Origin of the sequence: Nocardioides sp. SYSU D00038, from assembly GCF_016924665.1 — a bacterium.
GTDB lineage: Bacteria > Actinomycetota > Actinomycetes > Propionibacteriales > Nocardioidaceae > Nocardioides.
Genome location: NZ_JAFFJT010000005.1, coordinates 132,251 through 148,703 on the forward strand (window position 1 = coordinate 132,251; position 16,453 = coordinate 148,703).

Annotated in this window: 15 protein-coding genes; 7 read left to right on the forward strand and 8 right to left on the reverse strand. The window is 73.1% G+C overall.

The annotated features are described in order from the left end of the window. Positions 1–143 precede the first annotated feature (143 nt). The 3 genes from JT721_RS01565 to JT721_RS01575 all read left to right on the forward strand — a co-directional run bounded on the left by JT721_RS01565 (position 144) and on the right by JT721_RS01575 (position 3,239). The gene (locus JT721_RS01565; RefSeq protein ID WP_205471127.1) at positions 144–1,802 is read left to right on the forward strand and encodes an ELWxxDGT repeat protein; all 1,659 of its coding nucleotides are present in this window, start codon (positions 144–146) and stop codon (positions 1,800–1,802) included. A 213-nt stretch (positions 1,803–2,015) separates the two neighbouring features. Next, on the forward strand, positions 2,016–2,609 hold the full coding sequence (locus JT721_RS01570) for a TetR/AcrR family transcriptional regulator (protein WP_205471128.1): 594 nt from the start codon (positions 2,016–2,018) through the stop codon (positions 2,607–2,609). Positions 2,610–2,645: 36 nt separating this feature from the next. Then, positions 2,646–3,239, forward strand: a complete 594-nt coding sequence (locus tag JT721_RS01575; protein WP_205471129.1) for a DJ-1/PfpI family protein — start codon at positions 2,646–2,648, stop codon at positions 3,237–3,239. 505 nt (positions 3,240–3,744) lie between these two features. Here JT721_RS01575 and JT721_RS01580 read toward each other — a convergent pair. The 5 genes from JT721_RS01580 to JT721_RS01600 all read right to left on the reverse strand — a co-directional run bounded on the left by JT721_RS01580 (position 3,745) and on the right by JT721_RS01600 (position 8,278). Further along, positions 3,745–4,848: a ring-opening amidohydrolase gene (locus JT721_RS01580; protein ID WP_205471130.1), complete on the reverse strand. Its 1,104-nt coding sequence runs from the start codon at positions 4,846–4,848 to the stop codon at positions 3,745–3,747. Positions 4,849–4,878: 30 nt separating this feature from the next. Further along, the gene (locus JT721_RS01585) at positions 4,879–5,811 is read right to left on the reverse strand and encodes a carbamate kinase (protein WP_205471131.1); all 933 of its coding nucleotides are present in this window, start codon (positions 5,809–5,811) and stop codon (positions 4,879–4,881) included. 110 nt (positions 5,812–5,921) lie between these two features. Then, complete coding sequence (locus JT721_RS01590) at positions 5,922–6,179, reverse strand: DUF3072 domain-containing protein (RefSeq protein ID WP_205471132.1); 258 nt, start codon at positions 6,177–6,179, stop codon at positions 5,922–5,924. A 55-nt stretch (positions 6,180–6,234) separates the two neighbouring features. Then, positions 6,235–7,740 (reverse strand): potassium/proton antiporter, encoded by a 1,506-nt coding sequence (locus JT721_RS01595; RefSeq protein WP_205471133.1) that lies wholly within the window; start codon positions 7,738–7,740, stop codon positions 6,235–6,237. Continuing rightward, a complete protein-coding gene (locus JT721_RS01600; RefSeq protein ID WP_205471134.1) occupies positions 7,727–8,278 on the reverse strand; it encodes a hypothetical protein in 552 nt (183 codons plus the stop codon). Before JT721_RS01600 ends, JT721_RS01595 begins: the two co-directional genes overlap by 14 nt. Before the next feature lie 152 nt (positions 8,279–8,430). Between JT721_RS01600 and JT721_RS01605 the strand changes: the two genes are divergently transcribed. The 4 genes from JT721_RS01605 (at position 8,431) to JT721_RS01620 (ending at position 14,121) form a co-directional block, all read left to right on the forward strand. Further along, positions 8,431–9,402, forward strand: coding sequence for a sensor histidine kinase (locus tag JT721_RS01605; RefSeq protein ID WP_307827823.1), 972 nt, complete (start codon positions 8,431–8,433; stop codon positions 9,400–9,402). After that, positions 9,399–10,052, forward strand: coding sequence for a response regulator transcription factor (locus JT721_RS01610; protein WP_307827825.1), 654 nt, complete (start codon positions 9,399–9,401; stop codon positions 10,050–10,052). The genes JT721_RS01605 and JT721_RS01610 overlap by 4 nt, the downstream gene beginning before the upstream one ends. A 36-nt stretch (positions 10,053–10,088) precedes the next feature. Next, positions 10,089–10,763, forward strand: coding sequence for a DNA alkylation repair protein (locus JT721_RS01615; protein ID WP_205471136.1), 675 nt, complete (start codon positions 10,089–10,091; stop codon positions 10,761–10,763). 142 nt (positions 10,764–10,905) lie between these two features. Beyond that, positions 10,906–14,121 (forward strand): immune inhibitor A domain-containing protein, encoded by a 3,216-nt coding sequence (locus tag JT721_RS01620; RefSeq protein WP_205471137.1) that lies wholly within the window; start codon positions 10,906–10,908, stop codon positions 14,119–14,121. 712 nt (positions 14,122–14,833) lie between these two features. Here JT721_RS01620 and JT721_RS01625 read toward each other — a convergent pair. The 3 genes from JT721_RS01625 to JT721_RS01635 are packed head-to-tail and all read right to left on the reverse strand — an operon-like array spanning position 14,834 to position 16,448. Continuing rightward, the gene (locus JT721_RS01625; protein WP_205471138.1) at positions 14,834–15,187 is read right to left on the reverse strand and encodes a TraR/DksA C4-type zinc finger protein; all 354 of its coding nucleotides are present in this window, start codon (positions 15,185–15,187) and stop codon (positions 14,834–14,836) included. Positions 15,188–15,236: 49 nt separating this feature from the next. Then, entirely contained in the window at positions 15,237–15,719 is a 483-nt protein-coding gene (locus tag JT721_RS01630) for a GNAT family N-acetyltransferase (RefSeq protein ID WP_205471139.1), read from the reverse strand. 9 nt (positions 15,720–15,728) lie between these two features. Beyond that, complete coding sequence (locus tag JT721_RS01635; protein WP_205471140.1) at positions 15,729–16,448, reverse strand: SDR family oxidoreductase; 720 nt, start codon at positions 16,446–16,448, stop codon at positions 15,729–15,731. Between the last annotated feature and the right edge of the window lie 5 nt (positions 16,449–16,453).

The following is a 16,453-nucleotide window of genomic DNA, read 5'->3' on the forward strand; positions in this document are numbered from 1 at the left end:
CCGGGTCCGACACGGCGGGACGGGGCCGGCTGGTCTGGTCCAGTTGAAAAGGGGATTGATTCCGTTCCGTAGCGTTCCGTAACGTAACGACACGTAACCCCGGCTCAACGACGAGCCACCCTCAGCCACCGAAGGAAGCTCCCATGAACACCCTGTCCCGCAAGACCACCACCGGCGCCGCCGTCGTCGCCCTGGGCGTGTCCGCCCTGGCCCTCGGCCTCGGTGCCGCCCCGGCCCAGGCCCACGGCAACGCTCCCCTGGTCCAGGGCGCCACCTTCACCAGCCAGGACCCGCTCGCCGGCGTCGCCGCGGTCGGCACCAAGGTCGTCTTCGCCGCCGAGGGCGTGCTGGGCGGCACCGAGCCGTGGGTCACCGACGGCACCGCCGCCGGCACCTTCCAGCTCAAGGACGTCTTCGCCGGGCCGAACCCGAGCTCTCCGGAGGGCTTCACCACGGTCGGCAACAAGGTCTACTTCTCGGCCTTCACCACCGGCACGGGCCGTGAGCTCTACGTCACCGACGGCACCCAGGCCGGCACCAAGCTGGTCGAGGACATCCGGGCCGGCGGCTCCTCCAACCCCGAGCAGCTCACCGCGGCGGGCGGCCAGCTCCTCTTCACCGCCGACGACGGCGACCACGGCGTCGAGCTGTGGCGCAGCGCCGGCACCGCGGCGACGACGAGCATGGTCGAGGACCTCAGCGCCGGCGGCATCGACACCGAGGTCACCGACATCGTCGGCACCACCGGCAACCGGGCGATGCTGGCCGCCGGCGTGAGCGGCAACAACGTCGAGCTCTACAAGACCGACGGCGTCAACGACGTCTCCCTGGTCAAGGACATCAACGACGGTTTCGGCAGCAACCCCGCCCAGCTGACCCACCTCGCCAACGGCCTCGTGGTCTTCGTCGCCAACGACGGCATCAAGGGCACCGAGCTGTGGCGCAGCAACGGCACCGAGGCCGGGACCGTGATCGCCAAGGACTTCAACCCCCAGGACTCGGCCATCCAGAACATCACCAAGGTCGGCACCCGGGCCTTCATGAGCGTGGAGGCCGGGAACACCGGCTTCGAGCTCTACGTCACCAACGGCTCGGCGACGACCCCGGTCAAGGACATCTTCCCCGGCCCCGGTGACTCCTCGCCGAAGCAGATCGTCGACGCGGCCGGTCAGGCCTACTTCGTCGCCGACCACCCCACGAGCGGCCAGGAGCTGTGGACCTCCAACGGCACCGCTGCCGGCACCCGCCTGGTCAAGGACATCGCGCCGGGCAACGCCGACTCCAGCATCGCCGGCCTGTCCGCCGTCGGCCGCCACGTCGCCTTCGGCGCCGTGAACAACCTCGGCGCGGAGCCGTGGATCTCCAACGGTTACGGCGCCGGCACCCTTCCGGTCAAGGACGTCCAGCCCGGCCCGCAGGGCAGCTCGACCCGGGCCCTCGTCGGCTTCGGCGGCAAGGCGCTCTACCGCGGCCTGGTGCAGACCAAGCCCACGCTGTTCAGCCTCGACGTCAAGCGCTACTTCACCGTCTCGGCCGGCAAGCCCACCACCAAGGTCGTCGGCGGCGGCAAGGTCAAGGTCGGCAAGAAGCTGCGGGCCAACCCCGGCGCCTGGGAGGCCGGCACCAAGCTGACCTACAAGTGGCTGCGCAACGGCAAGCCGATCGCGGGCGCCAACGGCAAGACCTACAAGCTCAAGTCCAAGGACAAGGGCAAGAAGATCAAGGTCCGCGTCACCGGCTCGCTCGCCGGGCACGAGGGCGCCGTCCGCTACTCGGCCCCCAAGAAGGTCAAGAAGGCGTGACCCAGCAGCACCTCTCCCCGTACGGCCGGGCCCTGGTGGCCCGGCCGTACGGCCGCGTCCGCGGCAGGGAGAGGACGGGCGGCAGGAACCTGCCGCCCGCGACCGGTCGTCGACGTACGACCTCCTGTGCAGCACCGGGTAAGAAGGTGGGGGACGCGGTGCACGGGGGGCGGACGGAGACGACACCGAGGTCTCGGGAGGAAGGGGGCAGACGTGGCACGTCCACGTGACCCGCAGATCGAGCAGCGCATTCTCGACGCCGCCGGCGAGCTGATCGAGGAGGTGGGCTACGACGCGCTGACCATGGAGGCGATCGCCGAGCGGGCGGGCGTCGGCAAGCCGACCGTCTACCGTCGCTTCGGGAACCGCGACGAGGTGGTGTTCGCGCTCAACGCACGCTCCTCGATCCCCCTCGACCCGGTCGACACCGGTTCGCTGCTCGGTGACATCAAGGCCGTCGCGCACGGCCTGATCCCCACCGTCAACACCCCCGCGATCCGGGCCGTGCTCGGCCCGCAGATCGGGCACGCCATCGCCGAGGACCGCGCCAACAAGGCGTTCCAGGAGTCGGTGGGCGGCTCGAGCGACGCCTACATGAAGCCGATCTGGGAGCGCGGCCTCGCGCGCGGCGAGGTCGACCCCGAGCTCGACTACGTCACCGCCCGCACCGCGCTCGGCACCGCGATGATCTTCTCGTTGGTGCTGTACCGGCTCGACGAGTCGTGCGTCGACCAGATCGCCGAGATGTGGTGTCGCTCGGTGGCGCCGCGCCACGCCGACGCCGGGCACCGGCGCAAGGCGGGCTGACCCGCAACCCGGCCCGGCCCCCCGACAATGGGTGGCATGACCACCCGCACCGTTGCCCTCCTCGCCTTCGACGACATGGAGGTGCTCGACTACGCCGGCCCCTACGAGGTCTTCAACGTCGCCGGCGACCTCGGTGGCCAGCCGCGCCCGTTCACGGTGCTCTCGGTCGGCCTCCGCCCGGGCCCCGCGGTGGGCCGGGGCGGCTTCACCGTCGTACCCGACCACACCCTCGATGACTGCCCGCCCACCGACCTCGTCGTCGTCCCCGGCGGGGCGGGCACGCGCGCACTCCTCTTCGACGACCGCCTCCGCGCCTGGCTGCGCGAGCGCGCCGGCGAGGTCGAGACGATGCTCTCGGTCTGCACGGGCTCACTCCTGCTCGCGGACGCCGGGCTGCTCGAGCGGCGCCACGCCACCACCCACCACACCGCCTTCGACGAGCTCGCCGCGCTCTCCCCCACCACCGTCGTGGAGCGCGGACCGCGCTTCGTGCGGTCCGGCGAGCGGCTGTGGACCTCTGCAGGCGTCTCCGCCGGCATCGACCTCGCCCTCCACGTCGTGCAGGAGCTCGCCGGGGCGCCCCTGCGCGAGGCCGTCGCGAGGGAGATGGAGTGGATGTGGAGGTCGTGACACGCCCGCTCCCGACCGAACCCACCGGAGGGCTCCTGCCTCACCGGGTCTTGGGACGGGCCATCGTCCCTTCTCAACCGGCGGTGAGCACCGAAGGTTGAGGAAGTCGCGCCAGCGGCCGTCTCGAAACCCCCGCAGCCGGACCGCCCCCGTCCCAGCTGGAGCGCTGCCGTCTCACCGGGTTTCGAGACGGGACTTCGTCCCTCCTCAACCAGCGGTGGTTGAGGAAGTCGCGCTAGCGACTGTCTCGCAACCCCCGGCAACCGGGCCACCCCCCGTCCCACCTGGAGGGCTGCCGTCTCACCGGGTTTCGAGACGGGACTTCGTCCCTCCTCAACCAGCGGTGGTTGAGGAAGTCGCGCTAGCGACTGTCTCGAAACCCCCGCCGGCCGAACGCCCTCCGTCCCCACCGGGTGCCGGTCGGGGTAGCGCCGACCCGGCGCTTGTTGACGCCGGGTTACGCCGACCCGGCGTCAATTAACGACGGCTCGGCGAGACCCGTCGGTCAGCCGAGGTCGACGATGGCGGCGACCGGGCCACCGCCGTCGGGGCCCTGGTGGGCGGCGGAGACGGAGACGAAGACGGCGGGGTCGCCGGTGACGGCGGCGGTGACGCCACCGACGGCGGCCTTGATCTGGCGGTGCCAGTGGACGTCGGAGTCGTCGAGCATCGCGTTGCGGCGGCCGCGCACCTGGCCGTCCTGGGAGGCCTCGCACTTGAGGAACACGTTGACCAGGCGGCCGTCGAGGTCGCTGGTGCGGGGACGGTCGGGGAGGTCGAGGCCGGCGTCTTTGATCGCGGCCCAGATGCCGTCCTGGTCGAGGGCGTCCTGCATCACCGAGTGGCCGATCCGGTAGCGGCCGCCGACGCCGGGGGCGTTGCCGACCACGACCACCTGCGCCTGGTCGAGCTCGACGCCGGAGGAGCAGGAGGCGACCGAGGAGTAGAGGTCGCGGTTGTGCATCACGTCGGCGTCGGTGGGCATCTCGATCTCGCCGAGGGCGACGGCGATGCCAAGGGCGGTGCAGCCGTTGGAGAGGTCCATGGACTCGTGGGTGTGCTCGGTCCAGACGGTCTTGCCGCGCGACTTGGCATCGCGGATCGTGTGGATCGTCAGCAGGGGCGTCTTGGTCTGCACGTAGTGGACGTCGGCGGGGTCGGAGATGCCGGCCCGCTCCATCGCGACCTTCACGGCGTCGGCGACCTTGGAGACCATCGCGGTGCGGCCGATGTCCTCGGGCAGCAGCTGCTCGCTCATCGCGAAGCCGACGGTCAGCCGCGGCTCGTCGGACGGCACCACGTCCTCCGGCGGCACGGTGGCGAACACGGTGGCGTGGGGGCTGATCACGCCGTCGGTGCCGCCGGACCAGACGATCGGCACCTCCTTCACCTTGGCCGGGTCGGCGCCCTTGGCCACCAGCACCTCGCGGAACGCGCGGTCGGCGATGATCCGGGTGTAGTCGTTGACGCCGCCGTTGCCCTCGGTCTTGCCGATGATGGCGATCACCCGGTCGGCCTGCATGACGCCGTCGTCGATCAGCTTCTCCAGCTCGGAGGCGTCGGCGACGGAGTGGATCGGGACCTTGCGAACCTCGATGGCGTCGGGCATGGGGGACCTTTCGGTAGGGCGGTGGGTGGGTCAGTCGGGTGTGACGACGGTGCCGGCGGACCCGGCGACGGCGTCGGTGATGTGGTCGAGGCGGGTGATCACGGAGCGGGCACCGCCCCGCTCGACGAACCGGCAGGCGGCGTCGACCTTGGGGCCCATCGAGCCGCTCGCGAAGTGACCCTCGGCGGCGTGGGCGCGCATCTGCGACACGGTGACCGTGCCGACCGGTCTCGCGTCGGGCTTCCCGAAGTCGAGGATCGCCGCGGGCACGTCGGTGGCGATCAGCAGCACCTCGGCCTCGACGGTACGGGCCAGCACGGCGGCGCCGAGGTCCTTGTCGATGACGGCCTCCACCCCGCGCAGCCGGCCCTCGTCGCGGACGACCGGGATCCCGCCACCGCCGTTGGCGACGACGACGAAGCCGGCGTCGACGAGTGCCGCGATCGCCGGGGCGTCGACGATCTCGAGCGGCTCCGGGGAGGCGACGACGCGACGCCAGCCCTTGTCGCCGCGGTCCTCCCAGGTCTCGCCGTGGTCGACGAGCACGCGCGCCTCGTCGGCGGGGAGGTAGCGGCCGATCGGCTTGCTGGGCCGGGTGAAGCCGGGGTCGTCGGCGGCGACCAGGGTGCGCGTCACCAGGGCGGCGGTACGGCGCTCGACCGAGCGGGCGGCCAGGGCGTGGTCGAGGGCGTTCATCAGGACGAAGCCGAGGGTGGCCTGGGTCTGCGCGCCGCACCAGTCGAGCGGCACCGGCGGCACGACGGCCGCAGCCACCTCGTTCTTGACCAGCAGGTTGCCGACCTGCGGGCCGTTGCCGTGGGTCACCACCACGTCGTGGCCACCGGCGACGAGGTCGGCCACCGACTCGGCGGCGACGTGGGCGGCCGCGATCTGGTCCTCGGGGCGCGCCCGGCCCTCGTCGTTCGTCATGGCGTTGCCGCCGAGCGCGAGCAGGACCCTCATGCCCCGAACCTAGGCGCGCGGCCGACGGTGCAGCACCGTCGGCAGCGACGATCGGGCGCCCTCGGGCACGGCAAGTGTTGCCAGCCTGCGCCGGCGGGGGCGACGAGCGGTCAGCTCCCCTCGGCGCCGCGGCCGGTGGCGGCCTGGAGGCGCTCGATGTGCTCGGACGCCTCGGCCTTGGTCAGCTCGGGCGAGAGCTCCTCGCCCGCCTCGCGGGCCAGGGTGTCGAGGTAGCTGCGCTGGGCCCCGGTCATCGGCTCGTCGCCGGTGACCCACTGCTCGGGGTCCTTCTCCAGGGAGCCGTCGGTCGCGTCGTCGTCACGGGCGGCGCCGAGCGGGCGGTCGTCGTTCGAATGTGTGTTCGACATGCCACTCCCGTACCCGCCCGGCCCGGACCGCACACCCCGGCTCCCGACCGGGGAGCTAGGAGGCGGCCCCGGTCGGCGGTTCGGCGTACCAGCCGGCGAGCCGGCCGGAGTCGCTCACCGCCCGGATCCGGCGTTCGATGGCAGCGCGGTCGCCGCGGGGGGCCACGACCAGGACCTGGTCGCCCGGGCGCAGCTCGGTGGTCGGCGACGGCACGCTGGCCTCGCCGTGGCGCACCACCAGCGAGACCGCGGCGCCGGCGGGCAGCCGCAGCTCGGAGATCTCGACGCCCGCCAGCCGCGAGTCGTGGGGCACCCGGAACTGGAGCAGGCTGGCACCCAGCTCGTCGAGGGGCGCGGACTCGACGGCCAGCCCGAGCGGCTGGGCGGCCGCGGTCGCGCCCGTACGGCGGGCGACCCAGGGCAGGGTCGGACCCTGCACCAGCGTGAACACCACGACGAGCAGGAAGACGACGTCGAAGACCCGGGTGGCCGACGGGAGCCCGACGCTCATCGGGATCGTCGCGAGCACGATCGGCACGGCCCCGCGCAGCCCGGCCCAGCTGATGAACGCCTGCTCGCGCCACGGCACGCCGAACGGCGTCGCGCTGATCGCCACCGACAGCGGCCGCGCGACCAGGGTGAGCACCCCGCCGACCAGCAGCGCCCACGGCAGCGCCTCGAGCAGGCGGCCCGGGCTCGCCAGCAGGCCGAGCAGCACGAACAGGCCGATCTGGGCGAGCCAGGCGAGGCCCTCGACGAAGCCGGCCGCGGCGCCCCGGTGGGGCAGGTCGGCGTTGCCGAGGGTCAGCCCCGCGACGTAGACGGCCATCAGCCCGCTCGCCGCGGCCGTGCCGGCCACGGCGAAGGCGAGGAAGACGATGCCGACCATCGCGATCGGGTAGAGCCCGGCCGAGGGCAGCGCGCTGCGCACCAGCAGCCAGCGGCCGGCCCACGCCACGGAGAAGCCGACCGCGACCCCGGCGACCAGCTGCCAGCCGACCTGGAGCCCGATGCCGAGCGGCGACGCCGCGCCCCACGCGTCGGAGGTCACGACGGTGACCAGGATGATCACCGGCGGGTCGTTGAAGCCCGACTCGGCCTCCACCGTGGCCCGCAGCCGCCCCTTGACCGGCATCGTGCGCAGGGCGGCGAAGACGGCGGCGGCGTCGGTCGAGGAGGCGACGGCGCCGAGCAGCACCGCGGTGCGCAGGTCGACGTCGAGCACGAGGTGGACCGCGGCCGAGGTGACCGCCACCGACACCGCGACCCCCAGGGTGGCCAGCACGCCGGCGAGCGGCGCGACCGGCCGGATCACCCTCCAGTCGGTGGTGAACCCGCCCTCGGCGAGGATCACGGCCAGGGCCACGGTGCCGAGCACCTGGGTCAGGTCGGGGTCCTCGAACTCCAGGCCGAGGCCGGCCTCGCCGATGACGAGTCCGATCGCGAGGTAGACCAGCAGGCTGGGCAGCCCCGCCCGTGAGGAGAGCCGGACGGCCGCGACCGCGGCGAGGAGCACGATCGTGCCGCCGAGCAGCACGCCGTTGAGGTCAGCGGGGTCCACGGTGGAGGGCCGGCCCGGCGAGCAGCACGTCGAGCTCCTCCAGCTCGAGGTCGAGGACGCGCAGCCCGCGGAGCCGGGCCTCGCGGTCGACGGCGGTCGTCACCTCGGCCCACTGGTCGAGCAGCGCCTCGGGCAGGTCGGCCACCCGGTGGCCGGCGACCCACCGGGCCAGCACCTGCTCGGCAGCCAGTCGCCCGGCGCCGAGCGCGTCGACGTAGCGCTCCATCGGCGTCGGCGCGACCAACCGGGCCTCGGCGCGGACGACGACGCGCACCTCGCAGCCGTCGGCGGTGGTGGTGCGCACCACCAGGTCGACCGGGTCGGGCGCCTCGGCCACGACCACGACGCGGTCGACCAGCGGCAGCCCCACCTGGAGCCCCTCCCCGGAGACCGAGCGCACCCGGTCGCGCCGCAGCCGCACCCCGAGGTGGCCCCGGGGCACCCAGCGCAGCGTGCCGAGGACGCCGAGCACCGCGACGACCAGGACCACGAGCGGGCCGGTGGCCGCCCACACCTGGGTGCCGGGGTGCTGGTCCACGGGTCCTCCTCCGGGGGCGGATCGACGGTTCGGGTGCGTTGCCTCCAGCCTCGCCCGCGCGGGCGTGCGGCGGTATGCGTGGTAGCACCCATCTCCGGCCTGGACGGGGCCGCAGCCTTGTCGGGCGCACGCCCAGCGGCCACGCTGGCGAGGTGCACCCGCGCTCGCTCTCCCTGTACTGGAAGGTGTGCCTGATCAACGGCGCCGTCTTCCTCGCCGGCACCCTCGCGCTGGCCCTCTCGCCCGCGAGCGTGTCGCGCCGGACCCTGGTCTCGGAGGCGGTCGTGCTGGTGGTCGGGCTCGGCCTGATGCTGGTCACCAACGCGCTGCTGCTGCGCGGGACGATCGGGCCGATCGACCGGGTGGTGCGCGAGATGGCCACCGTCGACCCCACCCGCCCCGGCCAGCGGCTGGGCGCGGTCGCCGGGCCCGCGGGCCGGCTCGTAGAGGGGTTCAACGCGATGCTCGACCGGCTGGAGACCGAGCGCAGCGCCAGCAACGCCCGAGCGGTCGCGGCGCAGGAGGCCGAGCGGCACCGGATCGCGCAGGAGCTGCACGACGAGGTGGGGCAGTCGCTCACCGTGGTGCTGCTCGGGCTCAAGCAGGTCGAGGGCCGGGCGCCGGCCGAGCTGGCCGCCGAGCTGGCGCTGCTGCGCGAGAGCACCCGCTCCGGGCTCGACGACGTACGACGCGTGGCGCGACGGCTGCGCCCCGGCGTGCTCGACGAGCTCGGGCTGCACAGCGCGCTGACCTCGCTGGTCTCCGACCTCTCCGCCCACGGCGGGCCGCAGGTGCGCAAGACGATCGCGCCGGGTCTTCCGCCGCTGCGCCCGGAGGCCGAGCTGGTGGTCTACCGGGTCGCCCAGGAGGCGCTGACCAACGTGGCCCGGCACGCGCTCGCCGCGCAGGTGTCGCTGACGCTGGCACGGGTCGGCGGCGAGGTGGTGCTGGAGGTTCGCGACGACGGCGTGGGCATCCGGCCCGGCTCGTCGGGGTCCGGGCTGCTCGGCATGGACGAGCGGGCCCGCCTGGTGGGCGGCCGCCTCGAGGTGGCGCCGGCCGGCCGACGCGGCACGCTGGTGCGGCTCGGCCTGCCGGTGGCGGTCGCGGTGGCGGCGCCGTGATCTCGGTGATGCTGGTCGACGACCACGCGCTGGTGCGGCGCGGCGTGCGGCTGATCCTCGAGCAGGAGCCCGACCTCCGGGTGGTCGCCGAGGCCGGCGACGGGGCCGAGGCGGTCGAGCTGCTGCGCGGCCCGGACGCGGTGGAGGTCGACCTGGTCGTGCTCGACGTCGCGATGCCGCGGATGACCGGGCTGCAGGCGGCTCGCGAGCTGAGCCGGCGACGGGACCCGCCGGTGGTGCTGATGCTGTCGATGCACGACAACGAGCAGTTCTTCTTCGAGTCGCTCAAGGTGGGTGCGAGCGGCTACGTGCTCAAGTCGGTCGCCGACGAGGACCTCGTCGCCGCCTGCCGGGCCGCGATGCGGGGCGAGGCGTTCGTCTACCCCGGCGCGATGGGGGCGCTGGCCCGCGACTACCTCGACCGGCTGCGCCGCGGCGAGCGGGTGCCCGAGACCGTGCTGACCGCGCGCGAGGACGAGGTGCTCAAGCTGGTCGCCGAGGGCATGACGACCCGCGAGATCGCCCGGGCGCTGACGATCAGCGCCCGCACGGTGGAGCGCCACCGCGCCAACATCCTGGCCCGCCTCGGCATGAGCGACCGCACCCAGCTGGTGCGCTACGCCATCCGTGCCGGGCTGATCGAGCCCTGAACCGCACCCCCGCGCCGGCCCCCTAGAGTCGCGGGCATGCCAGAACCCGCCCACCACACCACCGCCGCCGCCGTGGTCGAGGCCCTCGCGGCCGCCGCCGATCCGGCCGAGCTCGCGACCCTGCGGCGTCGGCTGTCGCCCGACGAGCCGGCGTCCGGCATCAGGATGGGCGACCTGTTCGACATTGCCCGGGCGGCCACCGGTCTTCCGCTCGCGGAGGTCGACCGGCTGCTCGACCACCCGGCGTACGAGCCCCGGATGGCGGCCGCCTGCATCCTCGACCTCCAGGTGCGTCGGGCGATCGGTGACCAGGACCGCTACGACCTCTACCTGCACCGCCACGACCGGCTGACGACGTGGGACATGGTCGACCGGGCCGCGCCGCGGGTGGTCGGCGGCCACCTGATCGGCAAGAGCCTCGACCCGCTGCACGAGCTGTCGGTCTCGCCCGACCCGCTCCGGCGGCGCACGGCCATCACCGCGCCGCTGTTCTTCGTCTCCGAGGGCAGCAACGTCGACCTCGTGGCGGCCTACGACGTGGCGGCCACCCTCGCCGGCGACCAGGACCCGCTGGTGAGCCGGCCGGTCGCCGTGTTCCTGCGCCACGCCTCGACCCGCGACCCCGACGGCGTGCGCACCTTCCTCGACCGTCACGGCGCCCGGATGCCGGAGCCGACCCGCAGGCTGGCCTCGGAGCGGCTGCCGACGTAGCCCGGCGGTCCCTGTCGCAACTATCTCCGGCGGGGTGCTTCCTCAACGCCAGGATTTCTGATGAGGTGCACCTTGCGGGCCATGACGTCCGTCGAGTCGGCACCACTCGGGCGCCCGCCTCGATCTTCTCTCGGAGGACCACGTGAATCGACGCATCACCAGCGTCGTCGGGGTGGTGGCGGCCCTCGGGCTCGCCGCCACCGCTGTCCAGGGCACCGCACAGGCGGCCCCCGACATCGACGACGCACCCACGACGTTGAGCGGGCCGCAGGCCAGGCCCGACAACCACCCCGACCCGCTCCACGCCAAGCGCACCGCGCTGCGCCAGCGGGCCGTGGACGAGCTGGTGGCCGGCAAGGCCCGGACCGTGGGGAAGGGCCCCGACCGCGCCATCCGTCTCGCCGACGGCACCGAGGTCGACTACCCCGTCTCGCAGACCGCCCAGCTGCTGACCTTCCTCGTCGAGTTCGGCGACGGCGAGGGCAACCCGGCGTTCCCCGACAACACCTCGGGCCCGCTGCACAACGAGATCCCGGAGCCCGCCGAGAGCGACAACTCGACGTACTGGGAGGCGGACTTCTCCCGCCAGCACTTCCTCGACATGTTCTTCAACGGCCTGGCCGACCAGGACGGTGAGTCGTTCCGCGACGTCTACAAGGAGATGTCGAGCGGGCGCTTCCACCTCGAGGGCGACGTGTCCGACTGGGTGAAGGTCGAGCACCCGGCGTCGTACTACCAGACCGCCGTCGACGACGACGAGGACCCGGCGACGCCGCCCATCGGCGACGAGACCGGCGAGGCGATGACCGCGTTCATCCAGGACGGCGCCGACGCCTGGTTCGCGGACCAGAAAGCAGCCGGCAAGTCCGACGCCGAGATCGCGGAGTACCTCAAGACCTTCGACGTCTGGGACCGCTACGACTTCGACGCCGACGGCGACTTCAACGAGGCCGACGGCTACATTGACCACTTCCAGGCGATCCACGCCGGCGAGGGCGAGGACTCCGGGGCTCCCACGTGGGCGATCTGGTCGCACCGCTCCTCGGTCAACCAGAACGGCGACGTCGGCCCGGAGGGCAACAAGAACGGCGGTGTCGAGATCGGTGACACCGGCCTGTGGATCCGCGACTACACCACCGAGCCCGAGAACGGCGGCCTGGGCGTCTTCGCCCACGAGTTCGGCCACGACCTCGGCCTGCCCGACTACTACGACACCGTCGACGGCGACAACTCCACCGGCTTCTGGAACCTGATGAGCTCGGGTTCGTGGATGGGCCACGGCGAGGGCACCACCGGCACCACGCCCAACCACATGGGCGCCACCGAGAAGCTGTTCCTCGGCTGGTACGGCCCCAACGACCTCGAGATCGTCGACGGCAGCGACGCGCCGCAGAACGTCGTCCTCGGCCCGTCGTACCACGCCAACACCGTGGGGGCGCAGGCCGTCGCGGTCACGCTCCCCCGGGCCAGCGCGGTGATCGACGTCGTCGAGCCCGACGGGCCGGGCACGCACTACTTCTACTCCGGCAACGGCGACGAGCGGGTCGCCACCGTGACCAGCCCGACCGTCACCGTGCCGGCCGACGACCCCACGCTCACCGCCCGGGTCAGCTACTCGATCGAGGACGACTGGGACTACGCCTACCTGAAGGTGTCGGCCGACGGCGGTCAGACCTGGACCTACACCGAGACCAACCTCTCGACGACCACCGACCCCAACCAGCAGAACGAGGGCTTCGGCATCACCGGGTGCTCCGGCACCCGCACCGCCGGTGAGTGCGACAACGCCTGGACCGACCTCACCGCCGACCTGACCCAGTGGGCCGGGGACGAGGTGAAGGTGGAGTTCGAGATGTACAACGACGCGGCGTACCACGAGCTCGGCTTCTCGGTGGACACGATCGCCATCGGCGACACCCTGCTCACCGACGTCGAGGACGGCGCGCCGACCTGGACGCTCGACGGCTTCCGGGTGATGGACGGCGCGGACTACACGCTCGTCTACGACCACTACTACGTCGCCGAGAACCGCCAGTACCGCGGCTACGACCGCACCCTGGCCGAGGGCCCGTACAGCCACGACTACCCGGTGACGGCGCCCAACAAGGTCGACCAGTTCCCCTACCAGGACGGTCTGCTGATCTGGTACGCCAACGGTCGCTACGCCGACAACAACACCAGCTCCCACCCCGGTGGCGGGCAGGCGCTCCCGGTGGACGCGAACCCGGAGTACGAGCTGTGGCACAACGCCGCCGGCAACCCCGCCTCCTACGCGAGCGGCCGGCTCAACGCCTACGACGCGACGTTCGACGTCGACCAGACCGACGGGCTGCACCTCACCACCGAGGCGAACGGCGGCATGTCGTACGACGTCGACGCCCACCCCGGCACGCCGGTCTTCGAGGACACCGACCCCGAGGCCTACTGGGACGACACCTGGCAGATCAGCGGCTGGTACTCCACCCAGGTCGCCGGCAACGGCACCGTGATCCAGGTCGTCGACTCCGACGAGGCGTCGGGCCGGATGGTGCTCAAGGTGGGGCGCAAGTTCGTCGCCGCGACCTCGCCGGCCTCGATCACCGGCACCCCGGCCGTGGGCCAGACGCTCACCGCCGTCGCGCCGGATTTCTGGCAGGACGACGTCTCCACCAGCTACCAGTGGCAGGTGGACGGCAAGGCGATCTGGCAGGCCACCGGCGAGACCTACGTGGTCCAGCCCGGTGACGCGGGCAAGAAGATCGGCGTCGTCGTCACCGGCAGCAAGGCCGACTACCTGCCGGCCAAGGCGCCCGCCTCGGTCACCGTGGCCCTGCAGGGCGCACCGGTCGCCACCGCCCCGCCGACCATCACCGGCTCGGCCCGGGTCGGCCAGACGCTGACGATCACGCCCGCCACCTGGCCGGTCGAGGGCACGAGCACGTTCGCGTGGTCGGTGGGCGGCAAGGCCGTCGGCACCGGCACCAGCTACGTGCTCAAGCCGCGCGACGCCGGCAAGACCGTCACCGTCACCGAGACCCGCACCGCTGCGGGCTACTCCCCCGGCACCGCCACCTCCACGGCATCGGCCAAGGTGCTCCCGGCGACGGCGACGCTGAAGGTGAAGGCGCCGAAGAAGGTCAAGCGCGGCAAGAAGCCGACCGTCAAGGTCACCGTCTCCGCGCCCGGGCTGGTCCCGACCGGCGCCGTGAAGGTGACCTACGCCGGCAAGTCGGTCGGCACCCGGACGCTGGCCGGCGGGAAGGTGTCGCTCCAGCTGCCCAAGAAGCAGGGCAAGGGCACGAAGAAGCTGGTCGTGCGCTACCTGCCGAGCACCGGCTTCACCGGCGCCACGGTGACGGTGAAGATCAAGGTCACCTGACCGGCACCACCCGCTCCACCCGGCCGGGGTCCGGCACCGCACTGGTGCCGGGCCCCGGTCCGTCGTTCCGGGGGGTGTGGGTGGGGGTCGCTGGCTGGTGCACGAACGGCGCAAAGGCGTGGTTCGGGCACCGAATCGCGCCCCCGATCCGCACGAACAGCTCAATCGAGTGGTTCCGGTCGATTCGTCACCCCCCAATCCGCACGAACAGCTCAATCGAGTGCTTCCGGTCGATTCGCCACCCCCCAATCCGCACGAACAGCTCAATCGAGTGCTTCCGGTCGATTCGCCACCCCCCAATCCGCACGAACAGCTCAATCGAGTGGTTCCGGTCGATTCGCCACCCCCCAATCCGCACGAACAGCTCAATCGAGTGGTTCCGGTCGATTCGCCACCCCCCAATCCGCACGAACAGCTCAATCGAGTGGTTCTGGCACATTGGCGGCCGCGCCAGCGGCGGCGCGGGCGGAGCCCGTGCCGGCAGCGCGCCGACCAGCAGGCCGAACGAGGCTCGGGGTCAAGGGCGCGCAGCGGCGAAGCGAACCCTTGACGCCGAGGCTCGGCCTGCTACGCGCGCGGCCGCCCCCCGCTGCCCGGAGCCAGCGCGCCCCAACCGCACGAACTACGCAAAGGCGCGATTCGCACCCCCGGATCGCACCCACCACCCGCACGAACGGCGCAAAGCGCGGTTCGGTCGCCCCGAGCCCCCGCCTCAGCGCCGCGGCCGACCGGCGGCGGCGCAGTCGATGCAGGTGCGGGCGACGGGGCGGGCCTCGAGGCGCCCGGGGGCGATGGGGCGGCCGCAGCGCTCGCAGGTGCCCCAGGTGCCGTCGGCGACCCGCGCGAGCGCGGCGTCGATCTCGACCAGGTGATCGCGCGCCTGCGCGGCCAGGGCACCCACCTGGGCGCGCTCGAAGGCGATGGTGGCGCCCTCGGGGTCGTGCTCGTCGTCGGCGTTGGTGTCGAGCGAGGCGGCGACCACGGCGTCGTAGCCCGCGGTCAGGTCGGCGAGCCGGGCCAGGGTCCGGGCCCGCTCCGCCTCCAGCACCTGCCGCGCGTCGTCCACCCGCCCATGCTGCCGCCCGCCACCAAAGCGGCCGGGAGCCGGCGACCGGTCAGTCGGTCGCGGTCAGCACGTAGCGGTGGCAGGCGACGACGATCGGGCCGTCGGGGCCCTCCGCGGGATAGTCGAACGGGCCCTCGTCGGTCCAGCCCTCGCGCTCGTAGAACCGCCGGGCCCGGGCGTTCGCGGTCGCGACCGCCAGCCAGGCCCGGTCGTGGCCCCGGTCGTGGGCCAGCCGGGCGCCCTCGGCGAGCACGGCCGGGGCGACGTCGGTGCCGCGGTGGTGGGCGGCGACGTAGACCTGCTCGACCTCGTCCTCGGCGACCACCACGAACCCCGCCACCTCGCCGTCGACGACGGCGACCGAGGTGTCGGGCAGGCGGGCCGCGGCGCGCTCGCGGAACGACGCCTCGGTGCGGGCCGCGGCCAGTGCCTCCGGCACGTGCCCGTCGTGGCCGTCGTGCCACCCGGCGTGCCAGATCGCCGCGATGGCGGCCAGGTCGGCGGGCAGGGCGGCTCTGACGTCGACGGGCACGGCGGAATCCTACGAGCGCAGCAGCCACTCGAGCACCCGGGTGCCGACCGGCAGCCCGTGGGCGTCGTAGTGGGCGAACATCGCCAGCAGCCACTCGCGCACCCGCGGCTCGAGGTCCGCGCCCTCGCGCACCGCCCACTCCCCGGCACCCACCACCTCGACGCCGACGCCGGCCTCCGCCGCCAGCACGGCGACCGTCGCCTGCCGCGACGCCAGCTCGTACGTCGCGCCCACGTGCCCGTCGTCGAGCAGCACCGTCGCCGCGGCGCGCCCGAGGTCGGCGAGGTCGAGGAAGCCGAACTGCGCGTCGGCGCGATAGGGCACCCGGACGGTGCGGGTCAGGTCGAGGTTCTGCAGGTACGGCGCGGGCTGGAGCACGGTCCAGGCCAGCCCGGAGCGGCGCACGACGTCCTCGGCGACCGCCTTGCCGACGTGGTGGGGCATCGACGGCGCGTAGGGCGCGGCGACCGAGTGGTAGACCACCCTTCCTACCCCGGTCACCACCAGCGCCGCGCACGCCTCGGCCACCAGGCCGGGCTCGTCGGGGTGCATGTTGGGGGCGATCACGTACGCCGCGTCGCAGCCGGCCAGCGCGGCGGGCAGGTGCTCCCGGTGCCGGCGCGACAGCGGGCGGGCCACCGCGCCGCGGTCGGTCAGGGCGGCGCAGACCGCGCGGCCGGTCTTGCCGGTGCCGCCGAGCACCGCGACGGTCCGTGTCGCGCCCGTCATCGCGG